27 protein-coding genes and 1 tRNA gene are annotated in these 23,372 nt (G+C 66.8%); 12 read left to right on the forward strand and 16 right to left on the reverse strand.

Annotated elements, in window-relative coordinates; all coding sequences use genetic code 11:
- The first annotated feature begins 3 nt into the window (after positions 1-3).
- Positions 4-615 (forward strand): exopolysaccharide biosynthesis protein, encoded by a 612-nt coding sequence (locus tag IEV56_RS01995; RefSeq protein WP_188447193.1) that lies wholly within the window; start codon positions 4-6, stop codon positions 613-615.
- Here the strand turns inward: IEV56_RS01995 and IEV56_RS02000 are convergent.
- Complete coding sequence (locus IEV56_RS02000) at positions 603-1,346, reverse strand: RNA methyltransferase (protein WP_188447195.1); 744 nt, start codon at positions 1,344-1,346, stop codon at positions 603-605. The two genes, IEV56_RS01995 and IEV56_RS02000, sit on opposite strands and share 13 nt — an antisense overlap.
- Before the next feature lie 135 nt (positions 1,347-1,481).
- Between IEV56_RS02000 and IEV56_RS02005 the strand changes: the two genes are divergently transcribed.
- From IEV56_RS02005 to IEV56_RS02025, 5 genes are all read left to right on the forward strand, one after another.
- Positions 1,482-2,282 carry an inositol monophosphatase family protein gene (locus IEV56_RS02005; protein ID WP_188447197.1) on the forward strand — a complete coding sequence of 267 codons (801 nt, stop codon included), beginning with the start codon at positions 1,482-1,484 and terminating at the stop codon, positions 2,280-2,282.
- Positions 2,283-2,500: 218 nt separating this feature from the next.
- A complete protein-coding gene (locus IEV56_RS02010; protein ID WP_188447199.1) occupies positions 2,501-2,713 on the forward strand; it encodes a TM2 domain-containing protein in 213 nt (70 codons plus the stop codon).
- Positions 2,714-2,769: 56 nt separating this feature from the next.
- The gene (locus IEV56_RS02015) at positions 2,770-3,096 is read left to right on the forward strand and encodes a TM2 domain-containing protein (protein WP_188447201.1); all 327 of its coding nucleotides are present in this window, start codon (positions 2,770-2,772) and stop codon (positions 3,094-3,096) included.
- A 43-nt stretch (positions 3,097-3,139) separates the two neighbouring features.
- Complete coding sequence (locus tag IEV56_RS02020) at positions 3,140-3,409, forward strand: DUF2752 domain-containing protein (protein ID WP_188447203.1); 270 nt, start codon at positions 3,140-3,142, stop codon at positions 3,407-3,409.
- 74 nt (positions 3,410-3,483) lie between these two features.
- Positions 3,484-4,239 (forward strand): glucose 1-dehydrogenase, encoded by a 756-nt coding sequence (locus IEV56_RS02025; protein ID WP_188447205.1) that lies wholly within the window; start codon positions 3,484-3,486, stop codon positions 4,237-4,239.
- Positions 4,240-4,305: 66 nt separating this feature from the next.
- On the opposite strand, the gene secF is transcribed toward IEV56_RS02025, so the two are convergent.
- From secF to queA, 5 genes are all read right to left on the reverse strand, one after another.
- Positions 4,306-5,202 carry a protein translocase subunit SecF gene (gene secF / locus IEV56_RS02030; protein ID WP_188447976.1) on the reverse strand — a complete coding sequence of 299 codons (897 nt, stop codon included), beginning with the start codon at positions 5,200-5,202 and terminating at the stop codon, positions 4,306-4,308.
- A gap of 51 nt (positions 5,203-5,253) precedes the next feature.
- Entirely contained in the window at positions 5,254-7,128 is a 1,875-nt protein-coding gene (gene secD, locus IEV56_RS02035; RefSeq protein ID WP_188447207.1) for a protein translocase subunit SecD, read from the reverse strand.
- Positions 7,129-7,161: 33 nt separating this feature from the next.
- Positions 7,162-7,500: a preprotein translocase subunit YajC gene (gene yajC / locus IEV56_RS02040; protein ID WP_188447209.1), complete on the reverse strand. Its 339-nt coding sequence runs from the start codon at positions 7,498-7,500 to the stop codon at positions 7,162-7,164.
- Positions 7,501-7,575: 75 nt separating this feature from the next.
- Positions 7,576-8,688 carry a tRNA guanosine(34) transglycosylase Tgt gene (tgt, locus tag IEV56_RS02045; protein ID WP_188447211.1) on the reverse strand — a complete coding sequence of 371 codons (1,113 nt, stop codon included), beginning with the start codon at positions 8,686-8,688 and terminating at the stop codon, positions 7,576-7,578.
- On the reverse strand, positions 8,685-9,719 hold the full coding sequence (gene queA / locus IEV56_RS02050) for a tRNA preQ1(34) S-adenosylmethionine ribosyltransferase-isomerase QueA (protein ID WP_188447213.1): 1,035 nt from the start codon (positions 9,717-9,719) through the stop codon (positions 8,685-8,687). Before queA ends, tgt begins: the two co-directional genes overlap by 4 nt.
- 139 nt (positions 9,720-9,858) lie before the next feature.
- Here queA and IEV56_RS02055 point away from each other — a divergent pair, with 139 nt between their 5' ends.
- Both IEV56_RS02055 and IEV56_RS02060 read left to right on the forward strand, forming a co-directional pair.
- Entirely contained in the window at positions 9,859-11,358 is a 1,500-nt protein-coding gene (locus tag IEV56_RS02055; protein WP_188447215.1) for an aminotransferase class III-fold pyridoxal phosphate-dependent enzyme, read from the forward strand.
- A gap of 129 nt (positions 11,359-11,487) precedes the next feature.
- The gene (locus tag IEV56_RS02060) at positions 11,488-11,925 is read left to right on the forward strand and encodes a nucleoside deaminase (protein WP_188447217.1); all 438 of its coding nucleotides are present in this window, start codon (positions 11,488-11,490) and stop codon (positions 11,923-11,925) included.
- A gap of 48 nt (positions 11,926-11,973) precedes the next feature.
- Here the strand turns inward: IEV56_RS02060 and IEV56_RS02065 are convergent, their stop codons facing one another.
- From IEV56_RS02065 to rsmD, 7 genes are read right to left on the reverse strand one after another with little or no spacing between them, the layout of a single operon-like run.
- Entirely contained in the window at positions 11,974-12,375 is a 402-nt protein-coding gene (locus IEV56_RS02065; RefSeq protein WP_188447220.1) for an MAPEG family protein, read from the reverse strand.
- An 11-nt stretch (positions 12,376-12,386) separates the two neighbouring features.
- The gene (locus IEV56_RS02070) at positions 12,387-13,250 is read right to left on the reverse strand and encodes an MBL fold metallo-hydrolase (protein WP_188447222.1); all 864 of its coding nucleotides are present in this window, start codon (positions 13,248-13,250) and stop codon (positions 12,387-12,389) included.
- Positions 13,247-14,977: a gamma-glutamyltransferase gene (gene ggt, locus IEV56_RS02075; protein WP_188447224.1), complete on the reverse strand. Its 1,731-nt coding sequence runs from the start codon at positions 14,975-14,977 to the stop codon at positions 13,247-13,249. The genes IEV56_RS02070 and ggt overlap by 4 nt, the downstream gene beginning before the upstream one ends.
- Complete coding sequence (locus tag IEV56_RS02080) at positions 14,974-15,228, reverse strand: YfhL family 4Fe-4S dicluster ferredoxin (RefSeq protein ID WP_188447226.1); 255 nt, start codon at positions 15,226-15,228, stop codon at positions 14,974-14,976. The genes ggt and IEV56_RS02080 overlap by 4 nt, the downstream gene beginning before the upstream one ends.
- A 58-nt stretch (positions 15,229-15,286) precedes the next feature.
- The gene (locus tag IEV56_RS02085; RefSeq protein ID WP_188447228.1) at positions 15,287-15,805 is read right to left on the reverse strand and encodes a hypothetical protein; all 519 of its coding nucleotides are present in this window, start codon (positions 15,803-15,805) and stop codon (positions 15,287-15,289) included.
- A gap of 11 nt (positions 15,806-15,816) precedes the next feature.
- Positions 15,817-16,326 (reverse strand): pantetheine-phosphate adenylyltransferase, encoded by a 510-nt coding sequence (gene coaD, locus IEV56_RS02090; protein WP_188447230.1) that lies wholly within the window; start codon positions 16,324-16,326, stop codon positions 15,817-15,819.
- 33 nt (positions 16,327-16,359) lie between these two features.
- Positions 16,360-16,866 carry a 16S rRNA (guanine(966)-N(2))-methyltransferase RsmD gene (gene rsmD / locus IEV56_RS10555; protein WP_425488551.1) on the reverse strand — a complete coding sequence of 169 codons (507 nt, stop codon included), beginning with the start codon at positions 16,864-16,866 and terminating at the stop codon, positions 16,360-16,362.
- Here rsmD and ftsY point away from each other — a divergent pair.
- From ftsY to IEV56_RS02110, 3 genes are read left to right on the forward strand one after another with little or no spacing between them, the layout of a single operon-like run.
- Positions 16,798-18,024 (forward strand): signal recognition particle-docking protein FtsY, encoded by a 1,227-nt coding sequence (gene ftsY, locus IEV56_RS10560; RefSeq protein WP_425488558.1) that lies wholly within the window; start codon positions 16,798-16,800, stop codon positions 18,022-18,024. The genes rsmD and ftsY overlap by 69 nt on opposite strands.
- Positions 18,021-19,070, forward strand: coding sequence for an A/G-specific adenine glycosylase (gene mutY, locus IEV56_RS02105; protein ID WP_188447237.1), 1,050 nt, complete (start codon positions 18,021-18,023; stop codon positions 19,068-19,070). The genes ftsY and mutY overlap by 4 nt, the downstream gene beginning before the upstream one ends.
- The gene (locus tag IEV56_RS02110; RefSeq protein ID WP_188447239.1) at positions 19,067-19,333 is read left to right on the forward strand and encodes an oxidative damage protection protein; all 267 of its coding nucleotides are present in this window, start codon (positions 19,067-19,069) and stop codon (positions 19,331-19,333) included. The genes mutY and IEV56_RS02110 overlap by 4 nt, the downstream gene beginning before the upstream one ends.
- Here the strand turns inward: IEV56_RS02110 and IEV56_RS02115 are convergent, their stop codons facing one another.
- Positions 19,334-19,753: a DUF6491 family protein gene (locus IEV56_RS02115; protein ID WP_188447241.1), complete on the reverse strand. Its 420-nt coding sequence runs from the start codon at positions 19,751-19,753 to the stop codon at positions 19,334-19,336. It abuts the gene before it with no gap.
- A 165-nt stretch (positions 19,754-19,918) separates the two neighbouring features.
- On the opposite strand from IEV56_RS02115, the gene IEV56_RS02120 reads away from it, so the two are divergent.
- Positions 19,919-19,994, forward strand: a tRNA-Phe gene (locus IEV56_RS02120).
- A 63-nt stretch (positions 19,995-20,057) separates the two neighbouring features.
- On the opposite strand, the gene IEV56_RS02125 is transcribed toward IEV56_RS02120, so the two are convergent.
- On the reverse strand, positions 20,058-21,437 hold the full coding sequence (locus IEV56_RS02125) for a CapA family protein (RefSeq protein ID WP_188447243.1): 1,380 nt from the start codon (positions 21,435-21,437) through the stop codon (positions 20,058-20,060).
- 77 nt (positions 21,438-21,514) lie between these two features.
- A complete protein-coding gene (locus IEV56_RS02130; RefSeq protein ID WP_188447246.1) occupies positions 21,515-23,296 on the reverse strand; it encodes a 3-hydroxybutyrate oligomer hydrolase family protein in 1,782 nt (593 codons plus the stop codon).
- Positions 23,297-23,372: the final 76 nt, after the last annotated feature.

The raw sequence follows: 23,372 nt of genomic DNA on the forward strand, positions 1-23,372 counted from the left end.
GCCATGAGCCACGAAATCAGCACCCGCATCCTGCTGCAGCAGCTGGCGTCCGGCCGGCCGGACGACGACCTGAGCTTCGAGCTGGTGCTGGACAGCTTCCGCCACCGCAGTTACGGCCTGTTCCTGCTGATCGTGCTGATTCCGGTGTTCATCCCGATTCCGGCCGGACAAGGCGCGTTCAGCGGCTTGCTGACCACCCTGATCGGCGCCCAGCTGCTGTGGCAGCTGGAGCATCCTTGGGTGCCTGCGTTCATCGGCCGCAAGACCTTCAAGCGCGCGCACGTGATCAACTTCCAGCGCCGCTTCGACCGTTGGCTCGGCTTCGTCGAGAAGCTGTGCAAGCCGCGCTTCGAATACGCCTTCGACCACGCCTGGGCGCGCGCCTTCAGCGGCCTGCTGCTGGTCGTGCTGGGCGTGCTGCTGGCGCTGCCGATCCCGTTCACCAACTACCCGTTCGGAATGATCGTGCTGGCCTTCAGCCTCGGCTTCATCGAGCGCGACGGTCTCCTGCTCGGCATCGGCTGGATCCTGGGGCTGGTGGAAATCGTGCTGCTGGCCGAATTCTCCGGCCTGATCATCGGCCATCTGGCCGACCTGCTGCGCTACTTCTCCTGACGCAGCAGCCGCTGCGCGTCGGACAGGATTCCGCGCAGGATCTTGATTTCGCGCTCATCCATGCCGGCGCGCAGGAACAGCCGGCGCAGGCGTTGGGTCACCATGTCCGGCGAACGGCCCTTGTGGAAATCGATCTCGTCCATGAATTCGCCCAGATGCCCGAACAGGCGCTCCATCTGGTCCAAGCTGGCCGGCGCCTCCTCGGCCGGCGATGGTGTGCGGCCCGCCTGCAGTCCGGCCTCCAGGCGCCGGAGCCGGATTTCGTAACTGAGCACCTGCACCGCCGCCGCCAGATTGAGCGAGGCGTAGTCCGGGTTGCAGGGAATGAACACGCGGCCGTGGCAGCGATGCAGCTCCTCGTTGTCCAGGCCCGTACGCTCGCGCCCGAACAGCAGGGCGACGTCGCCCTGCGCCGTGCGCGTCACCAGCTCGGCGGCGGCCTCGCGCGGCGACAGCTCGGGCAGGCTGACGGCACGGTCGCGCGCGGTGCTGCCGAGCGCGTAACGGCAGCCCTCCAGCGCCTCGTCCAGCGTGGCCACGACACGCGCGCCGGCCAGCACGTCGTCGGCGCCGGCGGCCAGCGCCAGCGCTTCCGGATCGGGAAAGCGCGAGGGCGACACCAGCACCAGGTTGGACAGGCCCATGGTCTTCATCGCGCGCGCGGCCGAGCCGATGTTGCCCGGGTGCGAGGTGCCGACGAGGACGATGCGGATGGGGTCGGCTTGGCTCATGGCAGGTCGTTTCCGGCTCGGGAATGAATGGTGGCAGGCGTCATCGGTTCAGGACGGCGGCGCTTTCGGGTATCATACGCGGGTGCCGCTGGACGGCATCGCGTTCTCATACCAACTCAGCCCAAGGGTAATCCCATGCAGAACCCCGTCGTCACCGTGATGGTGAAGGCCGCGCGTCAGGCCGGCACCGTCATTTTACGCCATATGAACAAGCTCGACAGCCTGAGCGTGTTCGAGAAATCCAAGCAGGATTACGCCAGCGAAGTCGATTCACTCGCCGAGGCCGAGATCATCAAGGAACTCAAGCGCGCCTATCCGCAGGCCGCCTTCCTGTGCGAAGAATCCGGCGCCATGGGCAAGGGCAAGCAGACCTTCGTCATCGATCCGCTCGACGGCACCTCCAACTTCCTGCACGGCATCCCGCACTACTGCGTGTCGATCGCGCTGGTGGAGAACGGCGAGCCGGTCGAGGCGGTCATCTACGATCCGATCAAGAACGAGCTGTTCACCGCCAGCAAGGGCAAGGGCGCGCTGCTGAACGACCGCAAGATCCGCGTCACCGACCGCCGCGACCTGTCCGGCGCGATGGTGATCACCGGCACGCCGCCGCGCGACCGCGGCCGCGTCGGCCCGCATCTGGACTTCTGCAAGGCGCTGCTGGGCACCGCCGAGGACATCCGCCGCACCGGTTCGGCCGCGCTCGACCTGGCTTATGTCGCCTGCGGCCGGGCCGACGCCTATTTCGAATCCGGCATCAAGGCCTGGGACGTGGCGGCCGGCATGCTGCTGGTGCGCGAAGCCGGCGGCCGGGTCTGCGACGTCAAGGGCCGCGGCGAGAAGATCCTCGACGCCGGCAACATCGTAGCCGGCAACGTGCGCGTCAATCCGCTGCTGCAGGCCGCCATCGCGCAGTCGGAATACGGCAGAAGCTTCTGAATCCGGCCGCCGCGCGTGCGTGGGCGCGGCGGGTCCCGGCGGCATGTTCTGGAGTTTTGTTAATCGAATCGGTACAATCCCGGCCAGACCCATTAAAAAAACGACGGTCTGCCGGGGAATCTGAATCCGCATCCTGACGATGCGGCCTGCCGTTGACCGGCCGACGTCGACTTTGCCATGGGCAGCGCATCCATCAACCAAGCCATAGAGGTAGCCCCATGTCTGAGCAAAAACCCGCGCAATCCAAAATCCTGATGTTCTTCGTCTGTTGGTTCCTGGGCGTTTTCGGCATCCACCGTCTGGTGATGGGCCACTCCAACTGGTGGCTGCAGCTGATCACCTTCGGCGGTTGCGGCTTCTGGGCCCTGATCGACCTGATCCGCATCCTGACCGGCAGCCTGAAAATGGCCGATGGCCGCGACCTGACCTGATCCGCACCCGCGGACCGCGCTCCGGCGCGGTCCGCCCTGCTCTGCCACGGCACGACATGAAAAACGACAACGAAAAATACTGCACCGAATGCGGTGAGCTGATCAACATCAAGGCGGAAATCTGCCCGAAATGCGGCGTCCGCCAGGAAGCGCCGGCCAAGCCCGCGCCGGCCGCCGACAACAGCCGCTGGATCGTGGCCCTGCTGCTGTGCTGGTTCCTGGGCGTATTCGGCATCCACCGTTTCTACACCGGCCACATCGCCATCGGCATCGTGCAATTGCTTACGTTCGGCGCCTGCGGCATCTGGACCTTGGTCGATTTCATCATCCTGGTCTCCGGCAACTTCCGCGATGCCGACGGCAATCCGGTCAAGAACGGCTGATTCCATACATCTGGGCGCCGCTTATCTGCGGCGCAACCGGGTGATGGCGGCGGCGGTCGCCTATTTCGGCGCCGGCCTGGCGCTGATGCGATTCGGCGGCATCGACGTGCTGCCGCCCTGCGTCTGGAAACTGCTGACCGGCGCCGACTGCCCGGGCTGCGGCCTGACCACCGCGATGCTGCACCTGCTCCACCTCGATCCCGCCGCCGCCTATGCCAGCAATCCGCTGGTGTTCCTAGTGTTACCGGCGGTCGGCGCCTATCTGCTCCGGGATTTCCTGCGCTTCAGCCGTAGCGAAGCGACGCAGGCCTGAGCCGCCCGGCCGGGCTTTTGCCCGCAGCCTGCCGCGGTGCCATAATCAGGACACCCATCCGCCGGGAGACGCCCATGTTCGAAAAAGACGCCGTCGCATTGGTCACCGGAGCCGCCACCGGCATCGGACTGGAAACCGCCACCGCTTACGCGCAGGCCGGATGCCGCACGGTGCTGTGCGACCGCGACGCGGTACGCGGCGCCGAAGCCGCCGAGCGCCTGCGCGCCGCCGGCCACGACGCCCTGTTCATCGCCTGCGACGTGGCCGACGCGGAGCAGGTCGCCGCCCTGCACCGCCGGATCGCCGAGACCTGCGGCCGGCTCGACGCCGCCTGCAACAACGCCGGCATCGAAGGCGAGACCGCCGCCACCGGCGAAGCCAGCCTGGCCAACTTCGACCGCGTCATCAACGTCAATCTGCGCGGTGTGTTCGCCTGCATGCGCGAGCAGATCCGGCTGATGCTGCCGCGCCGCAATGGCGCCATCGTCAACATCGCCTCGGTGGCCGGATTGGTCGGTTTCGCCGGACTGCCGGCGTATTGCGCCTCGAAGGGCGGCGTGGTGCAACTGACGCGCGCCGCGGCGGTGGAATACGGCGACCGCGGCATCCGCGTCAACGCGGTCTGCCCGGGCGTAATCAAGACCGAGATGGTTAACCGCATCACCCGTCAGGATCCCGCGGTCGAGGCGCAGTACGCGGCAATACATCCGATGAACCGGATGGGCACGCCGCGCGAAATCGCCGACACCGTGGTCTGGCTGTGCTCGTCGCAGGCCGGATTCGTCACCGGCCAGGCCCTGGCGGTGGACGGCGGACTGGTGGCGCGCTGAAGCGGGCGCCTTCCGGGAAACGAAAAGCCCCGCCGAAGCGGGGTTTTTCATCGGATCGCATGGCGCTCAGGGGCGGGCGTTCAGCTCCGCTTCGTCGCGCGCCTTCGGCATCAGGTCCTGCTTGGTGACGCCCATCATCAGCAACAGCGGGCTGGCCACGAAGATCGAGGACAGGGTGCCGATGACGATGCCGAGCACCTGCGAGATGGCCATGCCCTGCAACGAATCGCCGCCGTAGAAATACAGGGCCAGCACGGTCAGCAAGGCGACGAACGAGGTGATGATGGTGCGCGACAGGGTCTGATTGACCGAGCGGTTCAGCACCTCCGCCGGCGACAGCTTGTGCAGATTGCGGAAGTTCTCGCGCACGCGGTCGAACACCACGATGGTATCGTTGATCGAGTAGCCCATCACCGACAGCACGCCGGCCAGCACGGCCAAATCGAATTCGATGCCGAACAAGGCGAACCAGCCGCAGACCAGCAGCATATCGTGCAGGGTGGCGATGATGGCGGCGATGGCGAACTTCAGCTCGAAACGCATCCAGACGTAAGCGAGGAATCCGAGCACCACGAACAGCACGGCCAGAAAGCCGTTCTCGGCCAGCTCCTTGCCGACCTGCGGGCCGACGTAGTAGCTGTCCCGCAACACGCCGGGGTTCTCCGCGGTCTGCACGGCGTTCAGGATGTCGGTGCCGCTCTGGCGCGCGCCGTCCTTCTGCAGCTGCATGCGCACCACCACGTCGGTGGCGGAGCCGAAGGTGCGCACCTGAGCGCCATGATAGCCGGCGGCCTCGAGCTTCTGGCGCACGGCCTCGACGTCGGCCGGCTTCCTGAAGTGGATTTCGGTCTCGGTACCGCCGGTGAAGTCGAGCGCGAAGTTGAAGCCCTTGACCGCCATGGCGCCGATGGCCACGACCATCAGCAGGCCGGCCAGGCCCAGGGAGACCCAGCGCAGACGCATGAAATCGAATTTGCTATTGGAAGGAAACAGTTCCACGTCGGACTCCGTGCGTCAGATCGAAAGCTTGGCCAGCTTGCGCCGGCCGCCGTAAATCAAGGTGGCGACCCCGCGCGACACCGACACCGCGGTGTACATCGAGGTCAGGATGCCGATGATCAGGGTGATGCCGAAGCCGCGGATCGGGCCGGAGCCGAATGCCGCCATCGCGATGCCGCCCAACAGCGCGGTGACGTTGGCGTCGGCGATGGTGCCGCTGGCCTTGTCGTAACCGGCCGCGATGCTGGCCAGCGGCGTGTTGCCCAGGCGCAGCTCCTCGCGGATGCGTTCGTTGATCAGCACGTTGGCGTCCACCGACATGCCGACGGTCAGCGCGATGCCGGCGAAGCCCGGCAGGGTCAGCGTGGCGCCGAACAGCGACATCACCGCCACCACCAGCAGCAGGTTGAGCAGCAGCGCGATGTTGGTGATCAGACCGAACATGCGGTAGTACAGCACGAAGAACACCATCACGAACACGAAGGAATACAGCACCGCCTGCACGCCGCGCTTGACGTTCTCGGCGCCGAGGCTGGGACCGACCACGCGCTCCTGCACGAAGTCCATCGGCGCGGCCAGCGCGCCGGCCTTCAGTTGCTTGGACAGGCGCTCGGCTTCCTGCGGATCCAGGCCGGTGGTCTGGAAATCCTTGCCGAACACGCCCTGGATGGTGGCCGAGTTGATCACGTCCTCGTTGATGCGCACGGTCTTGACGGTCTGCCCGCCGACGATTTTGGTCTCCGGCACGCGCTCGACGTACACCACGGCCATGTTCTTGCCGACGTTCTCGAGCGTGTGGTTGAACATGCGCTTGCCGCCGGAGGCGTCGAGCTTGATGCTGACCGCCGGGCGTCCGGTCTGCGGATCGCTGATCGGCGTGGCGTCGACCAGCTGGTCGCCGGATACGATCACGCGGCGCGACAGCAGGATCGGGATGCGGCTGCCGTCCGGATTGGTCTCGCGCATGAAATACAGGCGCGCTTCCGGCGGCACGATGCCGGACGAAAGGGCTTCGGCGGCCTGGCCGAGATCGCCGATCTGTGCCCTATATTCCAGCGTGGCGGTGGCGCCGATGCTGTCCTTGGCTTCGGCGGTGTCCTGCACGCCCGGCAGCTGCACGATGATGCGGTTGCCGCCTTGGCGCTGGATCACCGGCTCGCTGACGCCGAGCGCGTCGATGCGGTTGCGCAGGATGGTGATGTTCTGGTCCACGGCGCCGTCGGCGATGCGCTTGGCCTCGGCCGGCGTGGCCTGGGCCTTCAGCAGCAGGCCGTTGCCGCTGTCGGGCTGGCTGAACTGCAGGGCCGGAAAGCCCTTCATCAGCAGGCTTTCGGCGCGCAGCAGGTCCTGCGGGTTCTTGAGGCGGATGGCGATGCCGTCCACGCCGCGGCTGGCGTCGTAATCGCCGAATTTGGCGTCGCGCAAGGCGCCGCGGATTTCGTCCAGATAGGCGTTCTCGCGCTTTTCCAACGCGGCCTTCTGGTCGACCTCCATCAGGAAGTGCACGCCGCCCTGCAGGTCAAGGCCCAGCGTCATCGGCTTGCCGCCGAGGCCCGACAGCCAAGCCGGAACGCTCGAGGCCAGGTTCAGCGCCACGGTGTAGCGGCTGCCCAGTTCCTGCTTCAGCACTTCGGCGGCCTTGGTCTGCGCGTCGGTACCCGGCAGGCGCACGATCAGGCCGTCGCCGTCCGGACCGACCGAGGCGCCGGCGATGCCTTCGGCCTTCAGCCGCTGGTCGATGCGGGCGGCGAGTCCCTCTTCGATCGCCCCGCGGGTGACGCTGATCTGCACCGCAGGCTGTTTCGGGTACAGGTTGGGCAAGGAATACAAGGCGCTGGCGAACAGCACCAGGAACATCACGGCGTACTTCCACTTCGGAAATTCAAGCATGGCGAAAACCCGGGCCGCAGCCCCTAAGATGGATCAGGCGGACTTCAGGCTGCCCTTCGGCAACACGGCGGTGATGGCGTTCTTCTGCACTTTGATCTTGACGCCATCGGCGATTTCGACGCCGACGAAGCTCTCGCCGAGCTCTTCCACGCGTCCGGCGATGCCGCCGGCCATGATCACCTCGTCGCCCTTGGACAGGCCGGCCAACAGGGCGCGGTGTTCCTTGGCGCGTTTCATCTGCGGGCGGATGGCCATGAAGTAGAACACGGCGAAGAACAGCACCATCATGATCAGCAGCGACATCGGGCTGCCTTGCTGGGCGGGAGCGGCCTGGGCGGCGGCCGGGGAGATGATCAGATCGAGCAGGGACATGGTCGGCAATCCTTTGGATTCGGTCGGTGAAACGGAGGGTCGATTATGACATAAGTGGGGCCGCGTCTGGCCTTATCAAGACTGGCTGCGGGCCCGGTAGAACGCCTCGCGGAAGGCCTCGAACGATTGGTTTTCAATGGCTTGCCGGATTTCGCGCATCAGCTGCTGGTAGTAATGCAGGTTGTGGATGGTGGCCAGCATCGAGGCCAGGATCTCGTTGCAGCGGTCCAGATGGCGCAGGTAGGCGCGGGTGAAACCGTGCGTGCAGGTGTAGCAGGCGCAGCCCGGTTCGATCGGCGACAGGTCCTTCTCGTAGCGGGCGTTGCGGATGCGCACTTGGCCCTGGCGCGTGAAGTAATGGCCGTTGCGCGCGTTGCGGGTCGGCATCACGCAGTCGAACATGTCGATGCCGCGCGCGACCGCCTCGACGATGTCCTCCGGCTTGCCGACGCCCATCAGGTAGCGCGGCTTGTCGTCCGGCAGCTGCGGACAGATCGCCGACAGCGTCTGTTCGCGCTCGTGCGCGGGCTCGCCCACCGCCAGGCCGCCGACCGCGTAGCCGTCGAAGCCGATCGCCTGCAGGCCTTCGGCCGAGGCCGTGCGCAGATGCGGATACACCCCGCCCTGCACGATGCCGAACAGCGCCGCGTCGTTGCCTTCGTGCGCGCGCTTGGAGCGCTCGGCCCAGCGCAGGCTGAGCTCCATCGATTTGCGCGCGACGACCTCGATGGCCGGATACGGCGTGCATTCGTCGAAGATCATCACGATGTCGGAGCCGAGCACGCGCTGGATCCGCATGCTTTCCTCGGGCCCGATGAAGACCTTGGCGCCGTCCACCGGCGAGGCGAAGGTGACGCCCTGCTCGGTGATCTTGCGGCGTTTGGCCAGAGACCAGACCTGGAAACCGCCGGAATCGGTCAGTACCGGCTTCTGCCATCGGGTGAAGTCGTGCAGGCCGCGGTGCGCTTCGATCACCTCCAGCCCGGGACGCAGGTACAGATGGAAGGTGTTGCCGAGGATGATTTCGGCGCCGGTATCCAGGATGTCCTGCGGCTTCATGGCCTTGACCGAGCCGTAGGTGCCGACCGGCATGAACGCCGGCGTCTGCACGCTGCCGCGCGGGAAGGTCAACTCGCCGCGGCGGGCGTTGCCGTCCTGGCCGAATTTACGGAACTGCATGCGGCTCATGGCGCGTCTCCGGGGAACAGCAACATGGCGTCGCCATAGGAAAAGAAGCGGTAGCGCTGCGCCACCGCGTGCCGGTAGGCGGCGAAGATGCGCTCTTTGCCGGCGAAGGCCGACACCAGCATCAGCAAGGTGCTTTCCGGCAGGTGGAAATTGGTGATCAGCGCGTCGATGCTGCGGATGCGGTAGCCGGGGAAGATGAAGATCTGCGTGTCGCCGGCGAACGGCCGGACCTCGCCGTCCACCATCGCGCTTTCCAGCGCGCGCAGCACCGTGGTGCCGACCGCGATCACACGGCCGCCGGCGGCGCGCGTGGACTGGATGCGCGCGCACAGTTCGGCGCCCACGTTCAGCCATTCGCTGTGCATCACGTGGTCTTTCACGTTTTCGGCGCGCATCGGCTGGAACGTGCCGGCGCCGACATGCAGGGTCACATGCCCGGACTGCACGCCCATGGCCGCCAATTCCGCCAACAGGGCCTGGTCGAAATGCAGGCCGGCGGTGGGCGCGGCGACCGCCCCGGCGTGCCGGGCGAACACGGTCTGGTAGCGGCTGTCGTCGTCTGCATCGGCCGCGCGCTGGATGTAAGGCGGCAACGGCAGCTTGCCGATCCGGTTGAGCACGGTCTCGACCGGTTCGTCGGTCTCGAAGCGCAGGTGGTAGAAGCCGCCGTCGCGGCCGAGCACGGTAATCCGTGTGCCGTTCTGCAGAGTGATGCCGCTGCCGGGCTTGGGCGATTTGGAGGCGCCGATCTGCGCGCGCGCTTCCTGCCCCGGCAACAGGCGTTCGATCAATATCTCGACTTCACCGCCGGTCTGCTTGCGGCCGTATAGACGGGCCGGAATCACCCGGGTGTCGTTGAACACCAACAGATCGCCGGGGCGCAGCAAATCGGTCAGGTCGCGGAAACGGCGGTCTTCGAACGACGCGTCACCGGGCGGCACCAGCAGCAGGCGGGAATCGCTGCGGTTGGGCAAAGGGGCCTGGGCGATGAGCTCGGGCGGCAGCTCGAAATGGAAATCGGACTTCTTCATGGGGCTCCGGAATAAGCCGCATATTGTAGCCTAAGTGGTTGATTCCGCCCGGCGGGGGTTACGGCGCGAAAACCCGCATGGTAAAATCGTCTTTTGCGTCACCATAACCATAAAGCGGCCCAGCCGCCGGAGTCGACACATGAGCATCCTGGATATCCTGAAACCCCTGCGCGCGCGCGCCGGCGCCGTCCGCACCCAAGGCCTGGATGACGCCAGCCTGGTCCGTCTGGCCGGCCGCTTCCCGGAGCTGACCGTGGCCGCCGAACGCGCCGCCGCCGCCTTCCCGGCGCTGGTCGCGGAATTCCCGGAGCTGGCCGACGCCGACGAACAGGCCCAGATCGACGCCGTGCAGGCCGGTTTTGTCAACTTCTACCCGGATGACGCGGTCAACCCGTACGTCGCCATCGCCGCCGCCGGCCCCTGGATCGTCACCCTGAAGGGCCGCGTGTTGCACGACTCGGGCGGCTACGGCATGCTCGGCTTCGGCCACACCCCGGAATCGGTGTTGGCCGCCATGGCCAAGCCGCAGGTGATGGCCAACATCATGTCGCCGAGCCTGTCGCAACTGCGCGTGACCCGCGCCCTGCGCGCCGAGATCGGCCACAGCCGCGGCGGCTGCCCGTACGCCCGCTTCCTGACCCTGAACTCCGGTTCGGAATCGGTGTCGCTGGCCGGCCGCATCGCCGACACCAACACCAAGCTGATGACCGACCCGGGCGCCCGCCACGCCGGCAAGCGCGTCAAACGCATCGCCGTGCAAGGCGCGTTCCACGGCCGCACCGAACTGCCGGCGCTGTATTCGGACTCCTCGCGCAAGGCCTACCTGGCCAACCTGGCCAGCTACAAGCACCACAACGACCAGCTGATCACCATCGAACCGTATTCGATCGACGGCCTGAAAAAGGCGTTCGCCGACGCCGACGCCAACGGCTGGTACATCGAAGCCATGTTCCTGGAGCCGGTGATGGGCGAAGGCGATCCGGGCCGCGCCGTGCCGCCGGAATTTTATGCCGTCGCCCGCGAACTGACCAAAGCCCACGGCACCTTCCTGCTGGTGGACTCCATCCAGGCCGGCATCCGCGCCCAGGGCACGCTGTCGATCGTCGACTATCCGGGCTTCGAAAATCTGGAAGCGCCGGACATGGAAACCTACTCCAAGGCCCTGAACGGCGGCCAGTACCCGCTGTCGGTGCTGGCGGTGAACGAACGCGCGGCCAAGACCTACGCCAAAGGCACCTACGGCAACACCATGACCACCAACCCGCGCGCGATGGACATCGCCTCGACCGTGCTGGGCCAGCTGACGCCGGACGTGCGCGCCAACATCCGCGAACGCGGCCAGGAAGCGGTGGCCAAGTTGAACGCGCTGAAGGACGAACTCGGCGGCCTGATCACCAAGGTCCAGGGCACCGGCCTGCTGTTCAGCTGCGAGCTTGACCCGCGCTTCAAGTGCTACGGCGCCGGCTCGACCGAGGAATACATGCGCGAACGCGGCATCGGCGTGATCCATGGCGGCACCAACTCGCTGCGCTTCACCCCGCACTTCAACATCACCAGCGAGGAACTCGATCTGGTGATCGAGCATGTGCGCCACGCCCTGCTGCACGGCCCGCGCAAGTCCGAAGCCGAAGCGGCCTGAACCGCGCGCCGCGCGTGACCGGAAAACCCGCCGCATGGCGGGTTTTTCTTGCCTGGCCGCCGGCCGCAACATTGCCGATGGCGCGGCTTTGGTATTTAATCGACATACGCCCCTGCTTGGAGAACCGCCATGGATCCGTTCCTGCTCGCCGCCATCGAGGAAGCCGAACTCGGCCTGGCCGAAGGCGGCATCCCGATCGGCTCGGTGCTGGTGCACGACGGCGCCATCGTCGGCCGCGGCCACAACCGCCGCGTGCAGAAAGGCAGCACGGTGCTACACGCCGAGATGGACGCGCTGGAGAACGCCGGCCGCCGCAGCGCCCGCTTCTACCGCGAATGCACGCTGTACACCACGCTGTCGCCCTGCCCGATGTGCAGCGGCGCCGTCGTGCTGTACGGCATCCCGAGGGTGGTCATCGGCGAGAACCGCTCGTTCATGGGCGAAGAGCAATGGCTATGCAGCCACGGCGTGGCGCTCGAGGTACGCCAGGATGAACGCTGCATCGGGCTGATGCGCGACTTCATGCACGACAACCCGACACTCTGGGCCGAAGACATAGGCGAATGACTTCTGCCGATAAATGAAAAAGGCCGCTTAGCGGCCTTTTCTCCGGGCTTACTGGAAGCGCGGCACCTGCGCGCTGAGCGAGCCGACGATGGCGAACACCGCCATCACGATCATCGGCAGCCAGGTCAGGGTCATGCCCCAGAAGCGGCCGAGCGAACGGCCCTCGCTTCGGCTGACGCCCCAGGCGTGCAGCAGCCGCGAGAACAGGAACACGCCGCCGAAGGCGTGGATCACCGCCGGCGGGTAACCGGTCAGCTCGAGCGAGCCGAGCAGGATCAGCGCCAGCGGCATGTTCTCGGTGGCGTTGGCGTGCGCGCGCGTGGCCTGCAACAGTTGCATGTTGCCGCCATGACCGAGGCCGACGCCGTGCTCGCGCCGCAGCTTGACCACGCGCAGGGCCAGGACGATCACCAACAGCGTGCATAGGCCGGCGTACATCATCGAAATCATCGCGTGCTCCTTTACAGGGGATGCGCGGCCCACGCGGCCCGGGCATCGGTGGTGGAATAGCGGCCCTTGTCGTCCTGCACCAGCCGCGCGGCGGCGGTTTCGGCGTCATGGGTGAAGAACAGGGTAACACCGCGCGCCAGCATATCGGCCAGGAACGCGCGTTTTTCGTCGATCACCAGCTCGGCGTTGCGGTCGTAGCCCATGGTGATCGGCAGATGCACCCAGGCCCGGCCGGGAATCAGGTCGGCGCAGAACACCACCGACTCGGCGGCGCCGCGGATTTCGGCCAGCAGCAGGCCCGGCGTGTGGCCGTCGGAATGGTGGAAGCGCACGGCATCGCCGAGGCTCGGCGTGTGGTCGCCGTCGACCAGCTCGAGCCGGCCGCTGGCCGCCAGCAGCGCGTTGAGTTCCGGCACGAAGCTGGCGCGGTCGCGCGGATGCGGCGCCTGCGCGCGCCGCCAATGCTCGGCACCGACCACGAATTTGGCGTTCGGGAACAGCAGGCGCATCGGCTGGCCTTCGGCCCACGGCGCCAGCAGGCCGCCGGCGTGGTCGAAGTGCAGGTGCGAGAGCACCACCACGTCGATGTCCTCGTGGTTGAAGCCGGCCCTGCCCAGCTCGGCCAGCAACACGTGCTCGGCCTCCTGGATGCCGTAGCGTTCGCGCAGCTTCGGCTCGAAAAAGGCGCCGACGCCGGCCTCGAACAGCACGCGCTTGCCGTTCAGGCCGTCCACCAGCAGCGCGCGGCAGGCCAGATCGATGCGGTTCAGGTCATCGACCGTAACCCAGTTTTCCCACATGGCCTTGGGCGCGTTGCCGAACATGGCGCCGCCATCGAGTTTCTGCGAATTGCCGAGCAGGGACCAGGCGTTCATGGCTTCACCTTCGTCTTCTTTCCGGCCTCGACGGTTTTGCCGAGGCCGATCGGGTTGCGGGGATCGCTGCCGGTATGCAGCGTGTTGGTCTTCAGGTCCCACTCCACCGTCTGCAAGTTGCCCCAGCTGTCGCTGGAGCGTCGTCCGCCGGCGGCATCTTCGGGCGTATCCACGGTGTGGCCCATGGCGCGCAACGCGGCCGCCACGTCGGCCGGCAAGGCGCCGCGCTCGGCCGACAACACGTCCGGCAGCCATTGGTGGTGGTAGCGCGGCAACGCCGCGACCTGCTGCGCGTCCAGACCGTCGGCGTAGCCGAGCACGCCGAGCAGCACCATGGTGATGATGCGGCTGCCGCCGGGCGTGCCGAGCACCGCCACGCGGCCGGGCGATTCCATGAAGGTCGGTGTCATCGAGCTCAGCATGCGCTTGCCGGGCTTGGGCGCGTTGGCCTCGAAACCCATCACGCCGAAGGCGTTGGGCTCGCCGGGCTTGAGCGCGAAATCGTCCATTTCGTTGTTGAGCAGCACGCCGGTGCCCGGCGCCACCAAGCCCGAACCGAACAACAGGTTGACGGTCTGGGTGCCGGCGACACGGTTGCCGTCGGCGTCGATGATCGAGAAGTGGGTTGTGTCCTCGTCCTCCAACGGCGTCTGCTGGCCCGAGAGCAGATCGCTCGGCGTGGCCTTGCCGGGATGGATGGTGGCGCGCAGGCCGGCGGCGTAGTCGCGGCTGGTCAGCATGCGCTGCGGAATACGCACGAAATCGGGATCGCCGAGGTAGAACGTGCGGTCGCGGAAAGCGCGGCGCATGGCCTCGGTGACCAGATGCACGCGCTGCGCCGGCGCCATCGCCGAAAGATCCCAGGGCTCGAGGATCTGCAGCATCTGCGCCAACGCAATGCCGCCCGATGACGGCGGCGGCGCGGTCACCACGGTCCAGCCGTCGTAGCTGAAGCGCAGCGGCTGGCGTTCGCGCACGCGGTATGCGGCCAGCTCGTCGGCCTGCCACTGCCCGCCTTCGGCGGCGACGCCGGCCAGCAGCTTGCCGGCCACCTCGCCGCGATAGAAGCCGTCGTGGCCCTTGGCCGCCAGCAATTCCAGCGTCCGCGCCAAATCCGGCTGACGCAGGATCTCGCCGACCTCCGGCGGATCGCCGTCGGCCAGGAACACCGCGCGGGTTCCGGGATAACGCTCCATCACTTCGCGGCGGGCGGCGTAGCCCTTGGCCAGGCGTTCGTACACCGGAAAGCCCTCGCGCGCGATGCGGATGGCCGGCGCCAGCGATTGCGACAACGGCAAGCGCCCGTGCTCGCGCGCCAGATGCACCAGGCCGGCGGGCAAGCCCGGAATGCCGGCCGACCACGGACCGTTGACCGCCCGGTCGCGGTCGAGGCCGCCGCCGGCGTCCAGGTATTTGTCAGGCGTGGCCGCGGCCGGCGCGGTCTCGCGCGCGTCGATGAAGCGGTCGCGTCCGGTTTTGGCTTCATGCAGCAGGAAGAACCCGCCGCCGCCGAGACCCGAGCTGATCGGCTCGACCACCGACAGCGTGCTCGACACCGCCACCGCCGCGTCGAAGGCGTTGCCGCCTTGGGCCAATACCTCCAGCCCGGCTTCGGTGGCCAGGGCATGCGCCGAGGCGACGGCATGCTGGTGCGGCTTGGCGGCTGCGGCGCCGGATGCCCTCGGCAACGACAGCAGGACGAGCAACAAGACGAGGCGGATGTTCATGGTTGTTCCTCCTGCAGGCGCCGCAGCTTGTGCAGCAGCTGCGCTTCGGTTTCCGGATGCGCCGGATCCTTTTCGATGCATTCGACCGGGCAGACCACCACGCATTGCGGCTCGTCGAAATGGCCGACGCATTCGGTGCAGCGGTCGGGGTCGATGACGTAGATGTCCTCGCCCTGGCTTATGGCCTGGTTGGGACAGGCCGGTTCGCAGACGTCGCAGTTGATGCAGACGGAATGGATGATCAGGGCCATGGGCTTAAACCAAAGCGGCCCGGCAAAGCCGAGCCGCTGGAAGGGACTGCGTGGACGCTTACTGGACTTCTTCGAACAGGAAACCGCCGCCGGCGGCTTCCACCACGGCTTTCACGCGCTCGGCGTCTTCCGACTTGCCGATGAACAGCACGTGCGAGCCTTTCAGCGCGGTCGGCACGGCGCCGTCGAAGGCTTCGACGATGAAGTCGGCCATGGTCTTGCTGTCCGGCGAACCGAACACCAGCAGGTTGCCCTTGGTCACGGTGCGCTGGATGGCCGGCTGGACCACTTCCATCTGGCGGCTGTACGGGCTGGACTCTTCGGTGTTGGCCAGATTGTCCGGGGTCTTGCTGTTGGACGGCAGGAAGTACGGGATGGTGCGGTCGGTGACCACTTCCTGGTATTCCGGCTTGGCGGCGACGCTACCGAGATACTGCTTCCAGGCGTTGCTGTCGTCGGTGGTCGGCACGGCGACCACGGCCGGCGCGGCGGCTTCGGTGTTTTCTTCCTCTTTCTTGCCGCAGGCCGAGACGGCGACGGCGAGCAGGGCGGACAGGGCGATGAGTTTGCGTGACATAGTGAACCTCGTTATGGGTGTGTTGTTGACTGCTTCCACTTGGCCGCCAACGCCGAACGTACGTTGCCGGGGACGAACTCGGAGACGTCGCCGCCCAGGCGCGCGACTTCGCGCACCAGCGAGGACGAGATGAAGCTGAACTGCTCGGACGGGGTCAGGAACATGGTCTCCACGTCCGGAATCAGGTGCCGGTTCATGCTGGCGAGCTGGAATTCGTATTCGAAATCGGACACCGCACGCAGGCCGCGCAACAGCACACCGGCCTTCATGTCGTGCACGAAATGCGCCAACAGGCCGCTGAAGCCGGTGACGCGCACGTTCGGGTGGGCGCGCAGCGCCTCTTCGGCCATCGCCACGCGCTCGTCCAGGCCGAAAACCGGCTGTTTATTCGGGCTCTGCGCCACCGCCAGCACCACCTCGTCGAACAGCAGGGACGCCCGGGCGACCAGATCCACATGACCGTTGGTGATGGGGTCGAAGGTGCCGGGATAGACCGCTGTCCGGTACTGGTTTTGGCTCATGTTCGGGCTCGAACGGAAAGTGCCGATAGTGTATCAGCCGCCCGCCGGTTTTTGCCATTGCGCCAGCAAATAGCGGGACTCCCGGGTTTTGCCCTCTTTCAGCGCCACCAAGCCATCCGGCAAGGCCAAAGCGGCGGCGGCCGCGGCCTCGACATAGACCAAGGCGCCGTCATGCAGCAGCGGCAACAACAGCGGCCAGAGCCGGGGCCAGAAATCGCTGGCGAACGGCGGATCCAGGAACACCAGATCGAAGCGCTCGCCGGCGTTGCCGGCCATCCACGCCAACGCATCGGCCTGCACCACCTGCAGCCGATCGGCCTTCAGGCGCTCCCGACTCGCACGCAGCGAAGCGGCGGCCGGGGCATGGCTTTCGACCAACAGGACCTCGGCGGCACCGCGCGAAGCCGCCTCGAAACCGAGTGCGCCGGAGCCGGCGAACAGATCGAGCACGCGCCGGCCTTCGATCCGGTTCTGCAGCCAGTTGAACAGGGTCTCGCGCACGCGGTCGCCGGTCGGCCGCAGGCCGTCGGCATCCGGCACCGGCAATTTCGAGCCCCTGAGGCTACCGGCTATAATACGGACGTGGCCAAGCCCTGTTTTTCGCACGCTTCGCCTCCATATCCTCCGCATGTCCCGCCTATTGTGACGCAGAACCGCCCTATGTTCGATTTCCTCAAGAAAAAACCCAAGCCCGAGGCCGAAAAACCGGCAAGCCCGGCGATGGCGGAGCCGCCGGCGCAGACGGCCGAGGCGGACGCGGCCGGCGATGCCGCCGAGGTGGTGGACACCCGCGAGGCGGTCAAGCAGACGGTCGGCAAGAGCTTCTTCGCCCGCACCTTCGGCGGCCTGTTCTCGCGCCATCCCAAGCTCGACCCGGAACTGCTCGACGAGCTGGAGGAGGCACTGATCAGCGCCGATGTCGGCGTGCGGGTCAGCGCCGAAATCATGGCCGACCTGCGCAAGCGCCTGAAGGCGCGCGAGTTCGCCGATTCCGGGCAGCTGCACGACACCCTGCGCGCGCAGTTGCGAGCGATTCTGGAGCCGATCGCCAAGCCGCTGGCGATCGACGGCGGCCATAAACCGTTCGTGCTGTTGACCGTCGGCGTCAACGGCGTCGGCAAGACCACCACCATCGGCAAGCTGGCGCGCCGCTTCCAGAAGGACGGCCACAGCCTGATGCTGGCCGCCGGCGACACCTTCCGCGCCGCCGCCGTGCAGCAGCTGCAGATCTGGGGCGAGCGCAACAACGTCGCGGTCGTCGCGCAGGGCCAGGACGCCGATCCGGCCTCGGTCGCCTTCGACGCCCTGCAGGCCGCGAAATCGCGCGGCTTCGACATCCTGATCGCCGACACCGCCGGCCGCCTGCATACCCAGAACCATCTGATGGCGGAACTGGCCAAGATCAAACGCGTGCTGGCCAAGCTCGACCCGGAGGCGCCGCACGAGGTGCTGCTGGTGATCGACGGCACCACCGGCCAGAACGCCATCAACCAGTGCCGTGCCTTCCACGAGGCGGTCGGCGTCACCGGCTTGGTGGTGACCAAGCTCGACGGCACCGCCAAGGGCGGCGTGCTGTTCGCCTTGGCGCGTGAATTCGGCATCCCCATCCGCTTCATCGGCTTGGGCGAAAAGCCGGAAGACCTGCGCGAATTCGACGCCCAGGCCTACGTGGACGCCCTGCTACCGGCGCGCGCTTGAGCCGTACCGCCGATTTCGCCGATACCCTGCTAGGCTGGCATGCCCGCCACGGCCGGCATGATTTGCCATGGCAGCACCCGCGCACGCCTTACCGGGTCTGGGTCTCGGAAATCATGCTGCAGCAGACCCAGGTCAAGACCGTCATCCCCTATTTCAACGTCTTCATGCAGCGTTTCCCCACGCTCACGGCCCTGGCCGAGGCGCCGGAGGCGGCGGTGATGCAGCACTGGGCGGGACTGGGCTATTACGCTCGGGCGCGCAACCTGCACCGCGCCGCGCAGCAATGCCTGGCGTCGCACGGCGGCGAACTGCCCGAGGACTTCGATGCCCTGCTCGCCCTGCCCGGCATCGGGCGCTCGACCGCCGGCGCGATCCTCAGCCAGGCACATGGCCGGCGCCACGCCATCCTCGACGGCAACGTGAAGCGGGTGCTGACCCGCTTCTTCGCCATCGACGGCGACCCGTCCAGCGCCGCGGTTTCGGCGCGCCTGTGGCGCACCGCCGAATCGCTGTTGCCCGCCACGCGCATGGCCGACTACACCCAGGCGCTGATGGATCTGGGCGCCACGCTGTGCACGCGCGCCAAGCCCGGCTGCGGCGTCTGCCCGTTGGCGCCGCAATGCCAGGCGCAACGCAGCGGCACAGTCGCGCAATACCCGGAGCGCAAGACGCGCAAGCCGGTGCCGGACCGCGACATCCACATGCTGGTGCTGCAACGCAAGGACGGCGCGGTGCTGCTCGAACGCCGGCCGGGCAGCGGCATCTGGGGCGGCCTGCATTCGCTGCCGGAAGCGGCCGACGAAACCGCGGCCCGGCGTCTGGCCAAGCGTCTGGCCCGTGGCGTCGGCGGCGATCCCGATTGCCTGCCGCCGTTCACGCATGTATTCAGCCATTTCCGGCTGAACGTCCGCGCCCTGCATTGGCGCGGCTGCACACCGAACGCGGCAATCGCCGATAATGACGCGCTAAGCTGGCTGGCGCCGCACGAGTGGCCGCGCATCGGCCTGCCCGCCCCGATTAAAACCCTGCTTCAGGACCTGCCATGAGCCGAACCGTATTCTGCGAAAAGACCCGAACCGAAACCGACGGCCTGGATTTCGCGCCGTGGCCGGGCGAGCTCGGCAAGCGCGTGTTCAACCACATCGGCAAAGCCGCCTGGACCGAGTGGCTGGCGCATCAGACCATGCTGATCAACGAGAACCGGCTGTCGCCGCTGGACCCGAAGCACCGCGCCTTCCTGCAGGCGGAAATGGAGAAGTTCCTGTTCGGTGCCGGCTCGGACAAGCCCGAAGGCTATACCCCGGCCTGATCAGGCCGGCTTGGCGGCCGCTTTGGCGGCTTCGCGCTTGGCCTTCTGCGCTGCTTTCATGGCCTTGACGTCGACCGGGCGGATTTCGATGATGCGGCAGCGGTTGCCACGCACGACGATCGCGTCCAGGCGTACGTTCAGGCTGGAAGAGGAATTGTCGACGCCGAGCTTGAATGCGCTCGGCATGTCCGGACAGAAGTCCTCGATCTTCACCAGGTAGGCGCGGTTGAGCGATTCGTACAGCAACAGGGTGTCGCTGCCCAGCGGTTCGAAGTCGTAAAAGCGGCTGAAGCGAACCGAGGACTGGGGCTCGCCGGCGAAGCCGGTGACGAATTCCCGGCGTTCGTCCATGCGCGTCTGGCGGTCGGTCTTGGTGGTGGCGGCCGAGGCGGCGGTGGCGATCAGGATGGACAACAACATTGCGGCGGATTGGCGGATCATGGCACGGCCCCCTGGGTTCGGTTTGCTCCAAGCTAGCAAAGGCCGGACGGACGCGCCAGAGCCGATACAGTGCCGTTCAGTCGGGCGTCAGCCAGGAAAAGCTTGCATGTCGTCGGCCGAGGACATACAATAGAACGCCTGAATGGCCAATTAGCTCAGTTGGTAGAGCAAGGGATTGAAAATCCCTGTGTCCTTGGTTCGATTCCGAGATTGGCCACCACTATTCAGAAAAAACCCCGCCTCGGCGGGGTTTTTATTTGCCCGATTAAGGGAATCCGCCGACTCAGGGCGACTCGGCCGGCAGCACCACCTCGCCGTACCAGCCCTTGATCTCGATGCGGGTGCCGTACGGCGCCGACAGGCGCTGCACGGTGGCCAGGATCTCGGCGCCGCGGCGGTCGTTGGCCAGCTTCGGCACGCCGTACAGCGGGCCCTCGTCGTCGATGGTGACCGGAATCAGCTGCAGCTTCTTCAGCCGGCCGTCGTTCATCACCATGCGCGCCATCACCGCTTCCATCACTTCCGGCGAATCGCGGCGGTCGAACACCGAGACGTTGGTCGGACGCGGCATTTCGCTGTCGCGCTGGTGCACGATGTCGACCGGGATGGCTTCGGGCGTGCGGTACTGGTAGATGAAGTTCGACAGGCTGTACAGGATCGGCTTGCCTTTGTAGAACTCGATGCCGCGCAGCACGTGCGGGCCGTGGCCGAGCACCATGTCGGCGCCGCTGTCGACGGCGCGGCGGAACAGCATCTCCTCGGTCGGCGGCGTCCGGTTCTGGATGCCGTTGATGCGCGCGTGGCTGACGTCGTGCACGTGCAGGGCGACGATGACCTGGTCGTTCTTGCGTTTGGCCAGGATGATGTCGTCGTCCATCGCGGTCAGGTCCGAGGTCAGCAGGCCCTCCACCGATTCGACCTGCCCCGGACCGCGGCTGAGCGTGACCTTGGCCGGATCGATGGTGGCCAGCGACGGCGCGTCCGGATCGCGGCTGCGGTAGCGGTCGTGCCAGAAGCGCATGTACGACAGCATGGCGAAGCGGGTCCGCGCGTGCAGCGGCGAGATCACCGCCGGTTTGTGCGCCTCGGCCAGGGTATCGCCGGCGCCGGCGTAGCTGATGCCGCTGTGGTCGAGCACGTGCAGGTGCTCGCGCAGGCCTTCCTGGCCGAAGTCGAGCGTGTGGTTGTTGGCCAGGCTGACCAGGTTGATGCCGGTGCGCGCGACCTCCCAGACGAATTCCGGCGGCGCGCGGAAATTGTAGAACGGCTTCAGCAGCTCGGGCTTGGAGTTGATCGGGAACTCCATGTTGCCGTAGGCGATGTCGGCTTCCTGCATCAGGCGCAGCAGCTGCTTGCGCTCCGGGTCCTGCAGGTGGGTGATCGGCTCGTTGAAGATCATGTCGCCGACCGCGGTCAGGATGACGTCGCCCGGCTCTTCCACCAGCAGGGCGTCGATGCGCTTTTTCCAGTCGATGCGCGAGCGCGGCTCGGCCGGACGCACGCGGTGGTTGTAGACCGAGGTGGCCTCCTGGCGCGTCGAAGTGATGGTGCCCGGTAAGCTGCGTGTCGCCTGCGCGGCCATCGCCTCGCAGGTCATGGCGGACAAGATCGACAGGCAGCATGCGGCCAAGGCATGTCGAAGCAGCGGAGAAGTGGTCGGCATGGCGGAATCCCGTGTGTTATGGCGTGTTATCGTTCCTGAAAAAAGCCCCGCTGCGCAGGGCTTCGATCGTCACCATCCTAGAGGCCTAGGCTTTCCGCCGTCAATGGCTGCAGACCGCCGGCGCCGGCTTTGCGCGGCACCGGCGTAATCGTGCGGCTGTCCGGCAGCGGCTTGGACTCGGCGATCGCGGCCCAGACCGCATCCAGGCCGCGGTAGGCATAGGGCATCAACGGCACGTACTGCGTGGCCAGCACCGGCTGCGCCAAGAAGGCGTCGAAATGCTGGGCGTGTTGTACCTGCCAATAGCGCACCGACGGCCGCGACTTGCCGGCCCAGGCGGCATACGCGCCGCCGCTGAAGGCTTCCGGCACCAGGCCGTCGTCCGCGCCGTGGATGACCAGCACCGGCAGGCCTTTGGCCGGTAGCTTGGCCTGGGTCGCGGTAATCGATTGACGCAAAGCTTGGGCTTCAGCGTCATTGCCGGTCCACAGCGCGCGCAGGCATTTCAGTCCGGCGAACGCGGCATCGTTGCCGGTGGCTTGGCCGTCGACGATGCCGACGCCGACCGAAGGCGGAATGCCGGTGCTGTCGCTCCACCACAGCGCGCGCTCGGCCTCTGCGGCCATGCGCGGTTTGCCGGCGGCGTCCAGCGTGTCGAAACGGTAACCACAGGGCATGTCGTCCGGGCCGCTGCGCAGGTAGGCCGAGGCGTAGGTCACCGCCACCGCGCGCCAGAGATCGAAGGCGGTGCTGACCGCACCGGCCGCCACAGCCTCACGCCGCCAACCGGCGGCGCGTAACATCGCCCAAGCCGCTTCGGCCTGCGCCTGCGGCGTGTCGGCGGCAAGCATGCCATCGGCTTTCAACGAGGCGCAGCGCAGGGTGCCGGCCGCGGACTTGACGCCGCCGGGCCGGGCATAGGCTACGGTATCGAAATCGGCCGCATTCAAGGCGCAAGGCATCAGCAACGCCGCTTCGGTGCTGTAGTCGTACAGCGGACGGCTGCCCGGCGCGTGGATGTTCGGCGACACCGCCACCACACCGTCCAGCCAGTTGCCCGGCAATTCGGCCGCGCGCAGCACCGCGCCGGCGCCGTTGGACACGCCGACCGCCAGCGTGCGCGTGTTCTTGGTCGTGAACGGCGCCGCATGCGGGAAGCGGCTGTCGAGCGTGGCCAGCGCGTATTCGCTGGCCTGTTGCACATAGCGGCCCCAATCGGCCTCCGGGTTGTCGCCCGAGTGCGCGTGCTTGACCGCGATGCTCTTGGCGCCGGTGGGATATACAAATTCCTTCGGGGTGCCGTCGCGGCTCAGATGGCCGTCCACGGCGTAGCCTTCGCCCTCGGCGGCCAGAAATCCGGTGCCGGCGCCTTTGTCGGTATAGGCCACGGCGCAACCATGGTTCAGGCCCCAGGCGCCGGCCAACGCGATGGCGCCGTAGATGCCGCGCGAGCCGCTGGACGCGGTGACCACCAGGCAGCGTTTGTCCAAGTCATAGTTGTCGGGAATCTGCACCATCACCCGGTGCGGTTGTGTGTTGCCTTTGAAACGCAGCAGCGCGCTGTATTCGCGGCCCGGCACCGGCGCGATGCGGCCGTACCAGTCGCCGTAGCCGCCGCCGGGAGCAAGATCGGCGATGCCGCGCCAATTGGCCCAGAGCGCACGCTGGCGCAGCAGCTCGGCGGAGGTCTCGCCGGCGGGTGCCGTCGGATTGCGCAGGCCGTCCAAACCAAGGCCGGCCGACAGCAGATCGGCATGCGTGTGCAGGCTTTGGGCCAGCGGCACCGGACCGCGCGCAACGGCCAGTGACGCGGTGCCGGCAAGCAATATGCCGGCGATGAGGGTGTGCGTGTGACGCATGGAAATCTCCGGGATCGGGAATGGGCTGAGCATACCGTAACAAAGCGCGCCAGGGCGGTCATGGTACCTTGGTACA

The organism is Arenimonas maotaiensis (assembly GCF_014638745.1).
In the GTDB taxonomy this organism is placed as follows: Bacteria; Pseudomonadota; Gammaproteobacteria; order Xanthomonadales; family Xanthomonadaceae; genus Arenimonas; species Arenimonas maotaiensis.